This is a genomic window from Aquiflexum sp. (assembly GCF_977115555.1).
Map to the genome: position 1 here is coordinate 1 of NZ_CDSBKL010000067.1, position 14,975 is coordinate 14,975.

13 protein-coding genes are annotated in these 14,975 nt (G+C 40.1%); 7 read left to right on the plus strand and 6 right to left on the minus strand.

Translation table 11 applies throughout. The features are described 5' to 3' along the window. From ACZFYI_RS06320 to ACZFYI_RS06345, 6 genes are all read left to right on the plus strand, one after another. A partial coding sequence (locus ACZFYI_RS06320; protein WP_462523277.1) for an RnfABCDGE type electron transport complex subunit D occupies window positions 1-197 on the plus strand: 197 nt, incomplete at its 5' end. After that, window positions 184-960: an NADH:ubiquinone reductase (Na(+)-transporting) subunit C gene (gene nqrC, locus ACZFYI_RS06325; RefSeq protein WP_462523278.1), complete on the plus strand. Its 777-nt coding sequence runs from the start codon at window positions 184-186 to the stop codon at window positions 958-960. The genes ACZFYI_RS06320 and nqrC, both read left to right, overlap by 14 nt. 27 nt (window positions 961-987) lie before the next feature. Next, on the plus strand, window positions 988-1,668 hold the full coding sequence (locus tag ACZFYI_RS06330; protein ID WP_462523279.1) for an NADH:ubiquinone reductase (Na(+)-transporting) subunit D: 681 nt from the start codon (window positions 988-990) through the stop codon (window positions 1,666-1,668). Between the two features lie 15 nt (window positions 1,669-1,683). Beyond that, complete coding sequence (nqrE, locus tag ACZFYI_RS06335; protein WP_462523280.1) at window positions 1,684-2,295, plus strand: NADH:ubiquinone reductase (Na(+)-transporting) subunit E; 612 nt, start codon at window positions 1,684-1,686, stop codon at window positions 2,293-2,295. A 152-nt stretch (window positions 2,296-2,447) separates the two neighbouring features. Next, on the plus strand, window positions 2,448-3,005 hold the full coding sequence (locus ACZFYI_RS06340; protein WP_462523281.1) for a DUF502 domain-containing protein: 558 nt from the start codon (window positions 2,448-2,450) through the stop codon (window positions 3,003-3,005). Window positions 3,006-3,113: 108 nt separating this feature from the next. Next, window positions 3,114-3,740, plus strand: coding sequence for a 3-keto-disaccharide hydrolase (locus ACZFYI_RS06345; protein WP_462523282.1), 627 nt, complete (start codon window positions 3,114-3,116; stop codon window positions 3,738-3,740). Here the strand turns inward: ACZFYI_RS06345 and selD are convergent. From selD to ACZFYI_RS06370, 5 genes are all read right to left on the minus strand, one after another. Next, entirely contained in the window at window positions 3,737-4,777 is a 1,041-nt protein-coding gene (gene selD / locus ACZFYI_RS06350) for a selenide, water dikinase SelD (protein WP_462523283.1), read from the minus strand. The two genes, ACZFYI_RS06345 and selD, sit on opposite strands and share 4 nt — an antisense overlap. Further along, entirely contained in the window at window positions 4,753-5,805 is a 1,053-nt protein-coding gene (gene mnmH, locus ACZFYI_RS06355; protein WP_462523284.1) for a tRNA 2-selenouridine(34) synthase MnmH, read from the minus strand. Before mnmH ends, selD begins: the two co-directional genes overlap by 25 nt. A 76-nt stretch (window positions 5,806-5,881) precedes the next feature. Continuing rightward, window positions 5,882-6,202, minus strand: coding sequence for a thioredoxin (gene trxA, locus ACZFYI_RS06360; protein WP_462523285.1), 321 nt, complete (start codon window positions 6,200-6,202; stop codon window positions 5,882-5,884). A gap of 267 nt (window positions 6,203-6,469) precedes the next feature. Next, the gene (gene dnaE / locus ACZFYI_RS06365; protein ID WP_462523286.1) at window positions 6,470-10,756 is read right to left on the minus strand and encodes a DNA polymerase III subunit alpha; all 4,287 of its coding nucleotides are present in this window, start codon (window positions 10,754-10,756) and stop codon (window positions 6,470-6,472) included. A gap of 296 nt (window positions 10,757-11,052) precedes the next feature. Beyond that, the gene (locus ACZFYI_RS06370; RefSeq protein ID WP_462523287.1) at window positions 11,053-12,249 is read right to left on the minus strand and encodes an ATP-binding protein; all 1,197 of its coding nucleotides are present in this window, start codon (window positions 12,247-12,249) and stop codon (window positions 11,053-11,055) included. Between the two features lie 98 nt (window positions 12,250-12,347). On the opposite strand from ACZFYI_RS06370, the gene ACZFYI_RS06375 reads away from it, so the two are divergent. Then, window positions 12,348-13,385, plus strand: coding sequence for a sialidase family protein (locus tag ACZFYI_RS06375; protein WP_462523288.1), 1,038 nt, complete (start codon window positions 12,348-12,350; stop codon window positions 13,383-13,385). Between the two features lie 14 nt (window positions 13,386-13,399). Here ACZFYI_RS06375 and ACZFYI_RS06380 read toward each other — a convergent pair. Beyond that, on the minus strand, window positions 13,400-14,975 hold a 1,576-nt coding region (locus ACZFYI_RS06380), incomplete at its 5' end, for a helix-turn-helix domain-containing protein (RefSeq protein WP_462523289.1).

A 14,975-nucleotide genomic window follows, 5' to 3' on the forward strand; every position in this document is an offset into this window, starting at 1 on the left:
CAGCACAGACAGAGACAGGAAAGTGGATTTATGGATTATTGATAGGTTTCTTGACAGTGATTATCCGTGTCACCAACCCCGCTTATCCAGAGGGAATCATGCTAGCAGTTCTATTCATGAATGTGTTTGCGCCATTGATTGATTATTATGTAGTTAAAGCTAATAAGAATAGGAGGTTACAACGTGCAACAGTCTAACACATATATTATCACATTCTCCATAATACTGACTGTAGTATTGGGATTATTGCTCTCGGGAACTTCCCAAGTATTGGGCCCTTTGCAGAGAAAAGCTGAAGAATTGGATACCAAAAAACAAATTTTGGGTGCGGTATTGGATGGTGATCAGCTGAAAGCCATGAAGCCTGAAGAAGTTTTGACCTTTTATGAATCAAGGATTTCATCCAAAGTTGTGGATATAGAAGGGAAAGAAGTAACCCAAAATCCTGATGGCAGTCCAATGGTTGCAGAAAAAGTCAATGTTGGAAAGAACTACAAAATGGCTCCTGAAAACAGGTTATTTCCCGTATTCATATTTCATGCAGAAGGAAATCCTGATCCTGCAGAATCCTATATCCTTCCTGTTTATGGAGCAGGACTTTGGGATGAGATTTGGGGTTATGTAGCTTTACAGACTGATCTAAGTACCATAGAAGGGGTGACTTTCTCCCACAAAGGTGAAACTCCGGGACTTGGTGCAAGAATCACTTCTCCTGATGTGCAGCAGCGCTATAAGGGCAAAGAGATTTTTGATGAAAGTGGAAACCTTCAGTCTGTCTCCATGCAAAAAGGAGAAGGTAAGGATTATTCCGGTGATACACATAAAGTGGATGGTATGTCTGGTGCAACAATCACCGCAAATGGTGTAAACAACATGCTTAAGAATTACCTTCAGTATTACAGCGCTTTCTTGACAAGTCAAAAATCAGGTCAACAAACTGAAGTTGTTGCAGTAAATTAAATCTTGAACGTTTCAAACTATAGCTATATGAGTACAGAAACTACAGTGACAGAAGTTAAAAAGCCCGCCGAGGCTCTTTTGTCAAAGAGAAGAAAAAAATTAATTTCAGATCCTTTGGTGGACAGCAACCCGATTACCATTCAGGTATTAGGTATTTGTTCTGCTTTGGCTGTTACAACACAAATGCAACCAACTTTGATTATGGCCATTTCGGTAATTTTCGTAGTTGTCATGTCCAACTTTGTGATATCTCTGATGAGGAATACCATTCCTTCAAGGGTAAGGATTATTGTTCAACTTGCAGTAGTAGCCACCTTGGTTACTTTGGTAAGTGAGTTGCTAAAAGCTTTTGCGTATGATATGTACAAGGAATTGTCCGTATTTGTGGGTTTGATTATCACCAACTGTATTGTAATGGGCCGTTTAGAAGCTTTTGCTTTGGGTAACAAACCTTATGATTCCATACTTGATGGATTTGGTTCGGCCTTGGGGTATTCTTGGATTATCCTTGCAGTAGCATTCTTTAGGGAATTGTTTGGTTCAGGAAGTGTTTTTGGCGTGCCGGTATTTGATACCATTGCAGGCTTTATTGGGCCTGATTTCAGCTTCGCTACAAATGGCCTGATGGTTACACCGGTAGGTGCCTTTATCATCCTAGGATTGATCATTTGGGTACAGCGTACCAAAACAGGTTATGTTGAACATTAATTAAAGAATCGGGACATGGAATTATTTAGCTTAGGTATTCGGTCAATTTTTATTGACAATATGATTTTCGCTTACTTTTTGGGAATGTGCTCTTTCTTGGCAGTTTCCAAAAAAGTGAGTACAGCACTAGGATTGGGTGCAGCAGTTATTTTCGTTTTGACTGTCACTACTCCTGCCAACTGGCTTTTGAATGAATACGTTTTGAAAGAAGGAGCATTGTCTTGGGCAGGAGATATGTTTGCCACAATCGATCTTTCTTTCTTAAGATTCATCATGTTCATCGCGATTATTGCTGCCATTGTACAGCTTGTTGAAATGGTGGTAGAAAAATTTGCTCCTGCATTGTATGGTGCTTTGGGTATCTTCCTTCCTTTGATCGCGGTAAACTGTGCCATCCTTGGTGGTTCGTTGTTTATGGCACAGAGGGACTATACATTGGCTGAGGCTACAGTTTATGGCTTTGGATCTGGTACAGGATTTTTTCTTGCAATTGTAGCTTTGGCCGCAATTAGAGAGAAATTGAAATACTCCAACGTCCCTAATGGGTTGAAGGGTCTTGGTATTACCATGCTTTTGACCGGTTTGATGGGTATTGCTTTCATGTCCTTCATGGGAATAGATCTTTAATAGATCGCCGATATAAATTGAAACCCCGGATGGAAAGTCCGGGGTTTTTTTGTGGGCTGTTCGAAATGTGATTTGTTTCAGGGAGGTTTTTGACATTAAATTCCTCTCGAGAAGCAATCATTTTTTTGTATTTTTATTCCAAATGTTATACTATGGCTTTCACTTATAAAAGAATCATTACTTACTTTTTCAGGGGATTATTGTTTGTGGTTCCCATTGCCCTTACCATCTATGTGATTTATTTGATCATTCAGTTTTTGGATGGTATTCTGCCGATTCCCATACCTGGGCTTGGGATTTTGATTATGTTGGGATTCATTACTTTTATTGGGTTTTTGGCCAGTATTTTCATTACAAAACCCCTGTTTGAAATCTTTGAAAGATGGGTAATTAAAATTCCTTTGATCAATATTCTGTATACTAGTATCAAGGATCTGATGTCTGCTTTTGTTGGCGACAAGAAGAAATTCAATACTCCTGTAATTGTAAAGTTGTCTGAGGGGATTTCCCGTCTTGGGTTTATCACACAGGATAACCTGACTATTTTAGAAGAAGAAGACCTTGTGGCCATATATTTCCCCCATAGCTATAATTTTTCCGGAAACCTGTATTTGGTTCCAAGGGAAAATGTCAGGATTTTGAAAAATGTTAAAAGTGCGGATATCATGAAATTGATTGTGTCGGGAGGTGTATCTCCCTTGCATGATTGAGCGAACAAGATATTGCCAATCAATTCAATTTTGACCTTTCTGTCATTTTTATTGAAGTAGACTTAATTATTTGCTTTATATTTCCCAATAACCATTTAACAATAAACTATGAAAAACCTACTTGTATTTCTGCTCTTGTTTTCTTTGTCCTCTTTTTCTTTCGCCCAGAAAGATGGATGGATTTCCCTGTTCAATGGTAAAAATTTGGATGGATGGAAAATATCAGAAAATCCCTCCTCCTTTTCAGTAGTTGAAGGAGAGATAAAAATAGATGGACCTCGTGCTCATGCTTTTTATGTTGGGGAAGTCAATAATGGAGAATTCAAAAACTTTGAATTCATTGCAGAAGTTAAAACCATGCCCAAAGCCAATTCAGGAATATTTTTCCATACCGCATACCAGGAGTCAGGATGGCCAAATAAAGGCTATGAAGTTCAGGTAAACCAAACACATTCAGATTGGAGAAAGACGGGGAGTTTATATTCATTCAATGACGTGAAAGAGACCTATGTCAAAGACGGGGAATGGTATACCGAACATATTATCGTCAAAGGTGATCATGTCACTGTTAAAATCAATGGTAAAACTGTAATGGAATACATTGAATCAGAAGATAAAAACAGGCCTGCAAATGCCGGGGAAAAGAAAATTGACAAGGGAACATTTGCCCTTCAGGCACATGATCCGGAAAGCGTGATTTATTATAGGAATATCAAAGTGAAAGTGCTTGATTAAATTACTTTGACAACTTTGGCTGATTGGGAATTGAATTCTCCGATCAGCCATGCTTTTTGTTGGTGTTGTTCGAGAACTGATTCAAATACTTTTTGGGATTTTGGGTCGACAGCAACCAATAGTCCTCCGTTGGTCTGAGGATCACAGAATTTGACCAATTCCATACCGATAATTCCTTCAGATTTGCCACTGTAGGCATTCCAATTCCTGTATGTATTGTCTGGGAATATGAATTGGGAAATATAATCAGGTACGCCATCTATCAATGGCAGGCTATTCCCTTGGATCGTAGCAGTCAATTCTGCACCTTCTGCCATTTCTACCAAATGCCCCAAAATCCCGAATCCTGTTACATCTGTCATCGCGTGCACATATTTCAAAACGCCAAAATCTTTTCCTATAGTATTGATTTGGGTAGCGTATTGGATCATTTTGGAATAATCCTCCGCATTTATTTTATCTCTTTTCAAAGCTGTCGCCAAAACCCCGATTCCCAGTGGTTTGGTGATATAAATAAAATCTCCTTCCCGTGCACCCTTGTTTGTTTTGATGTGGTCAGGATGTATGATGCCATTGACTGAGAGCCCAAAAATAGGATCTTTTGCAGCTATGCTATGTCCGCCTGCCAATGGTATTCCGGCAAGATGGCACATTTCCCTGCCTCCTTCCAATACTTCTCCTGCCAATAAAGGGTCGATTTTTTCCACCGGCCAACTCAGAATTGCATTGGCAAAAAGAGGTTTTCCGCCCATAGCATATACATCTGACAAAGCATTGGCCGCTGCAATTCTTCCAAAATCATAGGCGTCATCGACAATAGGGGTGAAGAAATCAACCGTATTGATCATGGCAAATGTTTCGTTAACCTGATACACAGCAGCATCATCCTTAGAAGAGTTTCCAACCAAAAGCTGTGTATCTACCAAGTCCACCGATTTTCTATTGGCGAGTATGCTTTCCAAAACAGCAGGTGGGATTTTACATCCGCAACCCGAACCTTCACTGAATTGGGTTAATCTGATAGTTGGTTTTTCCATTGGATGTCGTTTTTTAGTTTCAAAAGTTGTTGGATGGATTTTTCTACACCGATATTATTCAAATCAAGGTGGAATGTTTGATGTCTAAGATTGCAGTCAAGTTCATAGCCATAGGTTTTGTCATAATAGATCAGCATGTTGGCTATCCATGAAGAATGTCGAAGTTCAATTACATCCTGAATGGCTTCGGCAGTCCTCTTGCCACCCAACTTTTTTTGAAGTCTTTTGACAGCTTCTACGAGTTCATTTTGTGGCAAATCTGCATATTCCGAGGCAATATGGATGATCCGTTCTGAATCTGATTTACTGATTTCTATCAATGGAGATTCAGTAATATTGGAGTACAACTCATCTGCAAGATTTACTTTCCCTATTCTCCGGCTTTCATTTTCTATCCAAATCTTCTCTGTAAGTGGGATTTTGAACAGTTCCTCCGCCAACAGATTTTCGAAATGCTCAATGCTTGGTTGTGGTGGTTGTCCGATTCCACCGAAGGAAGAACCTTTATGTTTGGCAAGGTCTTCCAGGTCAATGACGGATTCACCGGTTTTTTTTAACTCATGAAGTAAGACGGTTTTGCCAACCCCTGTTTTTCCTCCCAATACAATAAAATCCCGTTTTGCCCTTACTGTTTCATAGGTAAAAGTTCGGTATGTTTTGTATCCACCTTTAAGTCGGAGAATTTCAAATCCGGCCATGCTGAGCAACCATGACATGATTTCACTGCGCATTCCTCCACGCCAACAATAGATTAAAATCTTTTTCTCAGAAAAAAGCACCAATGCTTCTTGGATTATGCTGCTAAATCTTGGTCCCACAAGCTCAAACCCCTTGATAATTGCCTCCTGATTCCCTTTTTGTTTGTAAATCGTCCCGACTTTTTTTCTTTCCACATTGTTCAGAATAGGGATATTGATGGCGCCAATGACATGGCCCTGAATAAACTCGTCTTCACTGCGGGCATCTAAAACCGGGATGCTTCCCCTCAACTCCAAAAATTGCTCAAGTTCGATCAGGGTTTCTTTCATAGGATCAATTTACTGACAAATAAAAATAGCCACAAAGATCCGATCTTTGTGGCTATCCATTTAATTCTTGTATGGATTAAAGTTGTGCGTCCAGTTTTTGAGATAAAACTGCCTTTGGAACTGCACCAATTTGCTTGTCTACTATTTTCCCGTCTTTGAAGAAAAGGAGGGTTGGGATGCTTCTGATTCCAAGCTGTGATGCGACCATTGGGTTGGAGTCAACATCTACTTTTCCAATCACTGCTTTGCCTGCATAATCACCGGCTAGTTCCTCTACGATCGGGCCGATCATTTTACACGGGCCACACCATTCAGCCCAAAAATCCACTAAAACAGGGTGTTCTGAATTGATTATTTCTTGAAAGTTTGCGTCGGTAATTTCTATTGCTTTTGCCATTGTAATATATTTTTGGATGTTTCTGATTTTTCAAATATACTTCTAAAGCACTTTAACTGTGAATAAGTTCCGAGTTGAAGTAAAAAAATATATTCAACATTTTCTATTCTTATTGGTACTTGTACTTTTTCAAAATGTGCTTATCGGACAAATTTTTTTAAGAAAACTTTGAGTCAATTTCCTATAAGACTTTTTTTCGTGTTTTAGCCTGAATAGAATTCTCCGAACAGAAATTTTACCAAGGATAGATTCCACTATTCCTCAATTCTAAATTATCTGATACACCACCTCCGGAATTTGTCCCAAGGCTTTGACCATTTCATTTGATGGGTCGACAGTATACCGTTTTGACATCAGGTCAAGAGTGATATTCTCCCTACTGTCGATGACATTGATATAGAGTTTTGCCTCTCCTTTATATTTTTGGGTAATGGCTTCCAGTTTTTCCATCAGCTCAAAACTCAAATCATCCAAGTCAATATTGACCCGCAGCCCCTTCACCATTTTTCCCCTGACTTCACTCAATAGCATCATGGAGTTGATTTTGAACTCGTATTCATTTTCTTTCCATTTATTAAGGTGGGTGGATCCCGTCAGGTAAATAAACCAACCGGTCATGAAATATTCCTTGAAACGGATGTAATCTTCACCAAATATGAAGAATGTATGGGCTCCGTGATAATCCTCCATGGTGAGTGTTCCAAAGGGTTTTCCTGTTTTGGTGGTTCTGTGGGCAAAAGAAGTTACTGAACCTGCCGCTTTGATTTCACCTTTTTTCCTTAAGGTCTCAATATCGCTGAATTCCGTCAGGGGAGTATTGGTAAAGGATTCTATCTCTACCCTAAACTGATCCAATGGATGTCCGGAGATATATAAGCCTACCACTTCTTTTTCGATGTTCAATTGCTGAAGCTGACTGAAAGGCTCCATAGGTGCCACCGAAGGAAGTGGAACCTCCATTCCTGAACCTCCTCCAAATAAACTAACCTGAGAGCTGTCAGCCTCTTGTTGTACTTTTTGTGCATATTTGGTTGCCTTTTCCAAGACTGTGACATCGCCTTCCAAAGCTTCCAAGTACTGTCTTCTGTGGTGTTCCTTGAAGCAGTCAAATCCTCCGGCCATTGCCAAAGCTTCCAAAGTTTTTTTGTTTACCGCTCTGGAGTTTACCCTTTTACAGAATTCAAAGATGTTTTTATAGGGTCCGGATTTTTCTCTTTCAGAGATGATCATATCCACAGCGGCACTTCCTGCACCTTTGATCGCAGCGAGTCCAAATCGGATCTGACCTTCTTTGTTCACCGTAAATCCGTTATTGGATTCATTGATATCAGGACCCAACACTGCGATTCCTGCTCGCTTGCATTCTTCCATAAAGAAAGTCACCTGCGTGATATCATTCATGTTGTTGCTAAGCACCGAAGCCATATACTCTGCCGGATAATGGGCTTTGAGATAGGCAGTTTGGTAGGCAATCCAGGCATAGCAGGTAGAGTGGGATTTGTTAAAGGCATAGGAAGCAAAGGCTTCCCAGTCTTTCCAGATTTTCTCAAGTTTCTTGGCATCGTGTCCTTTGGCAGAGGCCTGTTCCACGAATTTTGGTTTCATTTTGTCCAAGACATCCTTCTGCTTTTTACCCATTGCCTTTCTCAAAACGTCGGCTTCGCCTTTGGTAAATCCTGCCAATTTTTGGGAAAGCAACATGACCTGTTCCTGATAGACGGTGATACCATAAGTTTCTTCCAGGTATTCTTTCATGTCATCAAGGTCATAGCTGATGGGCTCTGTGCCATGTTTCCTTCGGATAAAACTCGGGATATATTCAAGCGGTCCCGGCCTGTAGAGTGCATTCATGGCAATCAGATCGGCAAAAACAGTGGGCTTCAGTTCGCGCATGTATTTTTGCATACCTGCAGATTCGTATTGGAAAATACCGACAGTTTCTCCACGTTGGAAAAGCTCATAAGTCTTGACATCATCTATAGGAAACTCATCTGGATCGAGGTCGATGCCATGTCTTTCTTTGACGATTTTGACAGCATCTTTGATAAGTGTCAGGGTTTTCAATCCCAAAAAATCCATTTTCAATAACCCGGCACTTTCCACGACTGAGTTGTCAAACTGTGTGCAGACCATGTCCGAATCTTTGGCCAAAGCCACAGGAACATAATTCGTAATATCACCCGGAGTAATAATCACTCCGCAGGCATGGATTCCAAGATTCCGCACTGATCCTTCCAAAACCGTTGCCTGCTTGATAGTACGGGACAATTCATCCTGACCTTTGGAAATACGGATCAGTTCATCAGCTTTACCGATATCTTCACCGTTGTTCTTGAGTTTGTCAGCCAACTTTGCCCGGTCATTGGTGAGGTCAAAAAGCGCTTTCAACTTGATATCCGGAACAAGCTTGGCTAACTTGTCTGCTTCAGCCAAAGGTAGGTTCAAAACCCTTGCGGTATCACGGATGGCCGATTTTGCAGCCATGGTACCGTAAGTGATGATCTGTGCGACTTGATTTGAACCGTATTTGTTGATCACATAATCGATGACTTTTTGACGGCCTTCATCGTCAAAATCAATATCTATATCGGGAAGTGAAACCCTATCCGGATTGAGAAATCTTTCGAAGAGAAGATCATAAGCGATAGGATCCACATTGGTAATTCCTGTACAATAAGCGACAGCAGAGCCTGCTGCAGAACCTCTGCCGGGACCTACCGAAACTCCCATTTTTCTTGCAGCGCCGGTGAAGTCCTGAACGATCAGAAAGTATCCGGGGTAGCCTGTTTTTTCAATAGTAGCCAATTCAAATTCCAACCTTTCCCTGATTTCGTCGGTGAGGACAGGGTAGCGTTTCTTCGCACCTTCGTAAGTCAGGTATTTCAAATAGGCATTTTCTCCTCTCTTTCCTCCATCTTCCTCATCCAAAGGATTTTTGAATTCCTCAGGAATCTGGAAATTCGGAAGCAAAACGTCTCTTTGAAGTTTGTAGGTTTCTATTTTTTCGACAATCTCGTTGGTGCAGGCGATGGACTCAGGAAGGTCCGCGAAGAGCTTTTTCATCTCCTCAGGACTTTTCAAATAGAATTCGTCATTAGGGAACCCATAGCGATATTCCCGTCCACGCTTGCCGATATATTTCTTCGGCTTTTCGACCAACTCTCCGTCTTTGACACAAAGCAAAATATCATGGGCTTTGGCGTCATTCTTATGGTTGTAATAGGTGTTGTTGGCAGCGAAGTACTTGACTCCATATTTTTGGGCAAGATGTAACAAAACCTCATTGACTTTCTCCTCCTCAGGAATGCCGTGGCGGTTGAGCTCAACATAAAAATCCTCTCCAAACTGCTCCTTCCACCAGATAAAGGCTTCCTCCGCCTGCGTATCGCCCACATTCAAAATAAGGTAAGGAATCTCTCCCCACAGACCGCCTGTAGTGGCGATCAGGTCTGATTTGTACTCGACTAAAACTTCTCGGTCAATTCTCGGGACATAGTAATAACCTTGGATATTTGCGTAAGAGGAGAGTTTGGCGAGGTTATGGTATCCTTTTTTGTTTTTGGCAATCAATACAGTCTGGAAACCGTCGTCCTTTTGGCTTTTGTTGGTTCTGTCTTTGGTCAGGTTAAATTCGCAGCCGATGATAGGTTTGATATCTTTTGCAAGAGCTTCCTTCACAAAATTGAATGCTGCCATCATATTGCCGTGATCGGTCATGGCGATGGCAGGCATCTTCATTTCTTTTGCAAGCGCAATCATAGCCGGAATCTCTGATGTGGCCTGAAGGACGGAGTATTGCGTATGGACATGCAAATGAGAAAAAGGCATGTCCGACATAACCGAGATATCGGCAGTTCCGGCAGCTTTCAGGATATCTTTGGCAGCAGTTTTTTGCTCGTCTTTGGCATTGGCAAAGTTTGCCGCATCCAGGGTTGGTGCCTCATAGATAACTTCCGAAACCAAAATTCCCTTTTCAGGGGAAATTACTTTTTGGGTTATGAGACCAAAAAAACATTTTGCGGTAGCTGCCACATCATAAGCGGCATCATGTGCATCCTGAAAACCGTTACCAAAAAGTTTGTGGTGCAATTCCGTCAAAGTTGGCCATTTGTATTTTCCTCCTTTTCCTCCAGGAAGTGCGCAAAAATCCGTCGAAAGGTCTTTGGTGTCCATTTCCTTCATGGACTGCAGCTTCATCGGGATTTGCTTGCGCAAAAACTCTGAACCCACCACATTGATGTCAAAACCGATGTTGTGACCTACGAGGTAATTGGCTTTTTCTACATCCTCATGAAAAACCGCAAGTACTTTATCCAAAGCATGTCCCTCCTTTGTGGCACGGGCTGTGGAGATGCCATGTACTTTTTCGGCATTGTAAGGAATGGTAAATCCTTCCGGCTTTACAATGTAATTGTGGTTGGAAAGAAGCTTGCCTTTGGCATCATGAAGCTGCCATGCGATCTGAACCAGCCTTGGCCAGTTGTCATCATCGGACATCGGCGCATTATAACTCCTTGGTAATCCGGTGGTTTCGGTATCGAAAATAATGTACATAGGTGCTACTCAAAATTGGATGGTCTAAAATAAGACATATCATTGGGAGGTACTATTTGAGTGGCGGAAATTGTCGGGATTTAATTTTGGATTTTAGGGTTGACTGCCACTTTTTTTATTTCAATCCCTCAATGCAAAATCCCATAAAGATTATTGAGGTATTATTGTCCTATTCGACAAACCATCTAAATCGATGATTTCGTTTGATTTTTCTTTTGCGCCTAAAATTATTAGAATATTTTCTTTTGCACCCATTTTATTGTTTTCTGCCTATTTTTTCAGAGTAGTAAGTCCCCTCAATACAAAAACCCAAATAGATAAAGCGGAATTTTATTGCCCAAACCATACTCTAAATCATCTGCGGCAATGAAGGAATTAGGAAGATTGGCGATTTGGCTGAAATCTTTATTTTTTCCGCCTATTTCAAATAGATACTTATCATCAATCATAAAATCACCTTGCTGAGGATATGTGACCGATTTCCCACTGTTTGCCAATTGATTATAAAAGAATGTTTCCCTGACATTTCCCTTGTTTTGGTTTTCAAATGCCAACGCATAAATGAGATTCGTGTTGGACAAAAAGATTTTGTCGGGCTTATTCATCATGCTGATTCCATGGGATGAATTTCTCAGGTTCCTGATGAGCCTTGAAGTTTCCAACATGTGGAGCATTTCCAATAACCTAGGTCTTGTGGTTTCTGTTTTTTCTGCCAGTTTGGTAATGTTTGGGCTGAAAGGAACTGCAGTTGACAGGATATAAAGCAATTTTTTCAGTTTTGCCTGAGTTGCTGTGGAGATGTCCCTTCCTTCAGGCAAGTCATAATCAATGATGACATTGATCAATTGATTGATTTTAGAAATGTAGTCTTGCTGCCCTTCTTTAAAAAAAGGATATGCTCCATATTGTAAGTATTGTTCAAACTCAGCCAATGGGTGTGGCAAAACTTCAATTAGCTTGCTAGAAAGTTCCTGATGCTTGATGAGCAAAAAGTTCAAATTAACCGGTGAAACCACGATTTGATGTTTCAAGGATAGGTATTCCCTAAAAGATAATTCGGGAAGTTCATAATAAACCAATCTCCTGCTCAGGTCAACTTGGGACTTTTGAAGCGGAAGAATTGACGAACCGGAGATCACCATTTTCAAGTCCGGATAAAAATCATATAGGTTTTTGACGGCTGCCTGCCAATCCCCATACTTATGAACCTCATCCAAAAAAAGGTACTTTCCACCCAATTGGATAAATCGCTCTGCCACTTCCACAAGTCCCTTTTGTTTGAAATAGAGGTCATCCAGGGAAATGTAAAGGGATTGGTTTTCTGGAAGATTCTCTTTCAAATATTGGAGCATCAGAGTAGATTTACCCGTACCTCTTGCACCAAGGATACATATGGCTCTTGCGTCCCAATTGATTTGGTGGTATAGATTTCTTTTAAAATCTAATTTGACCGACCTTAAAAGGTTTTTGTATCTTGTAATTAACGATTCCATTGTATCTTCAAAGATACGATTTATTATTTAAAGTGTATCTTCAAAGATACGATAAATATGATTAATTGTACCTTTAAAAGTACGAAATTACAATCTCTATGAAACCACTTCTAATCGTATCCCTGCTATTTCTGAGTATTGGGACTTTTTCCCAGACTGTAAATCTTCAGATTGAATCCAATGAATTCATATTTGGAGATGATCGCCCCTTTGCGCAATGTCATGCTTCCTCGATCGAAAAATTAGGCAATGGACAATATATGATCGTGTGGTTTGCCGGATCACATGAGAAAAACGACGATGTCGGAATCTGGATGTCCAAAGGCCAACCCGGAAACTGGAAAGCCCCACAGATGCTGGTCAAAGTCAGAAACGATCCGCATTGGAATCCTGTGCTGTTCAATGCTCCGGATGGAAAATTATACCTTTACTTCAAAGTAGGAAAGGAAATCGACGATTGGGAGACTTGGGTACAGTATTCAGAAGATGCAGGAGAAACCTGGTCAGTAGCCGAGGAACTCATTCCAGGCGATCGCGGAGGTAGAGGTCCCGTCCGAAATCATATTCTGGTTTTATCAGATGGAACCTGGCTTGCACCGGCATCATTAGAGAAAAACAAGGTCTGGAATGCATTTGTGGATAGGTCCGAAGATGGCGGCAAAACCTGGCTCAATACCGAAACTTTGATTTTAGACAGAAATCAGATCACGGGTGAAGGTGTCATACAGCCTGCTCTATGGGAATCCAAACCTAATTTTGTCCATATGCTGCTCAGGACATCAGCAGGAAAAATCGGAAGGAGTGATTCCAAAGACAATGGATTGACTTGGTCTCCTGTTGCATTGACAGATTTGCCAAACAACAACAGCGGGATTGATCTGGTAAAAATTCAAAATGAGACCATCGCTTTGGTTTATAATCCGGTTGGTGAAAACTGGGGAAAGCGCTATCCAATGCAATTGGCGGTTTCGTTTGATAACGGGAATACTTGGCCCATAAAAGAAGTAATTGAAGCAGGGGAGGGAAAAAATGAGTTTTCTTATCCTTCCATCATTTATGATGAAGGTTTTTTGGTGTTTTGTTACACTTGGAATAGGGAGAACATTAAGTTTGTAAAAGTAGCCGTTACCTTCTGATTGATTATATAAGATCAACTCTCTTGGTTTAACTCTGTGTCAAGGAACTTGGGTGAATAGCCAACAGTTTTTGAGACTTCTTCCATATCAAGGCCATTATTTAAAAGTGTTTTTGCCCAAGAAATTTTTACTTTCTTTAAAAATTTTCCGGGAGTAGTTCCTAATTGCTTGAAACGTCTATTGAGCTGGACTGGATTGGTTTGATAATGTTGTGCCAATGCCTCAACAGATATTAATTTATTTGAAATGATGTCAGTTTTTATCTGTTCAAGACCTAATTTACGGGATTCTTGTTTTGGGCTGATTTCTATTTGTTTTTTGTTTTGGACCATTTTAAAAAGCCATATGCCAAGCAAAAACAGTGGAATTCCAATTACAAGAAATCCCTGAATCATTTTTTTTCTAAAAACGGATTGTTGGTCCGACACCATTTGATAATAAATGGGTAAAAACCCCCTTTCTATGGTATAGATATCAAATACAAACAATCCATTAATAGATCCTGCATAGATTTTGTCTTCATATAGGGTCATAGCATACCTGTTAAATTCCACATCTGAGACCAGTGTAACAGGTTTTTGATTTGATTTAGGTATTAAAGTAAGTCCATTCTCTGTTGCGATCCACAAATTTTTGAATCTATCTTGTTCGATGTCAACACAATTATCGGCATCCAAAACCCGGATTAATTCTGAAGGATTGTTTGGCTGCATTTTAAATGCCCCGTTATCCGCGGCTATATAAATCCAACTGTCACTTATGAAAATTTCTCTAATCCGGCTATTTATTGAAGCCAATTCCACTACATCAGTGCCGTTATATGAAAATAATTTCCCTTCATAGGTCGAAAAAACAAGCAGTGAATCTAAAATTTCCAAATCAGAATAATCAAACCCTTTATGTATGGGAAGAAGGTCTTGATTTTTTTGAAATTCATTGATGGAGTTTGTATTTAAGGAATAAACTTTCCCTTGCCATTCCAACAATTTTCTCGAATGGCCTGCAAAAACATTCTGACCGGTTTCTATTAAGTATACAGAATCCTCTGAAACAACCTTATAAAGCTCGTCAGTACATAAATAATATTCACCTTTAATCTTTACAAAATGTCCATTTGAATAGGGTGGGTATTTTTGCCTTAATGTATCATTGACAAAAATTCCAGAATACGTTGAAACTGTATTGAATTTTTCATCCAAATAGACATTCCTTATGGAGGTATTTGGATATTCGATGGTGAAGTATGGCCTTATTTCATATTCAAACAGCGAACCTCCCACAGAAATAAAAAGTTGGTTGATTGTCCTAACCATGGTGCAATTAATCAGGCTTTTTTGAGGAATCAAATGTGCCATTGATTCAGCGGATATTTTATATTCTTCAGGGAGAAATTCAGATTGGTAAAACCCGTTTGAATAAAAAACAAAATTCTTGTCAAATTTAAGGTCTACTCTTTTCCACTTTTCGTTCTTCAAGACAAACAAGTCATTACCTGTTTTGACGTGTACCTCTTTGTCGGCTAGGAAAACATTTTTTACAGGTTTATCAAACCAATGCTTTTGTACAAAGAAAGTATCCTGCCCAGACACA

What these genes read in the sequence shown, in the direction of transcription:
- dnaE (WP_462523286.1), bottom strand. Translation starts at nt 10,756, where the DNA reads ATGTACATTATTTTCGATACCGAAACCACCGGATTACCAAGGAGTTAT.
- nqrE (WP_462523280.1), top strand. Translation starts at nt 1,684, where the DNA reads ATGGAATTATTTAGCTTAGGTATTCGGTCAATTTTTATTGACAATATG.
- ACZFYI_RS06345 (WP_462523282.1), top strand. Translation starts at nt 3,114, where the DNA reads ATGAAAAACCTACTTGTATTTCTGCTCTTGTTTTCTTTGTCCTCTTTT.
- selD (WP_462523283.1), bottom strand. Translation starts at nt 4,777, where the DNA reads ATGGAAAAACCAACTATCAGATTAACCCAATTCAGTGAAGGTTCGGGT.
- ACZFYI_RS06340 (WP_462523281.1), top strand. Translation starts at nt 2,448, where the DNA reads ATGGCTTTCACTTATAAAAGAATCATTACTTACTTTTTCAGGGGATTA.
- trxA (WP_462523285.1), bottom strand. Translation starts at nt 6,202, where the DNA reads ATGGCAAAAGCAATAGAAATTACCGACGCAAACTTTCAAGAAATAATC.
- ACZFYI_RS06375 (WP_462523288.1), top strand. Translation starts at nt 12,348, where the DNA reads ATGAAACCACTTCTAATCGTATCCCTGCTATTTCTGAGTATTGGGACT.
- ACZFYI_RS06330 (WP_462523279.1), top strand. Translation starts at nt 988, where the DNA reads ATGAGTACAGAAACTACAGTGACAGAAGTTAAAAAGCCCGCCGAGGCT.
- mnmH (WP_462523284.1), bottom strand. Translation starts at nt 5,805, where the DNA reads ATGAAAGAAACCCTGATCGAACTTGAGCAATTTTTGGAGTTGAGGGGA.
- ACZFYI_RS06370 (WP_462523287.1), bottom strand. Translation starts at nt 12,249, where the DNA reads ATGGAATCGTTAATTACAAGATACAAAAACCTTTTAAGGTCGGTCAAA.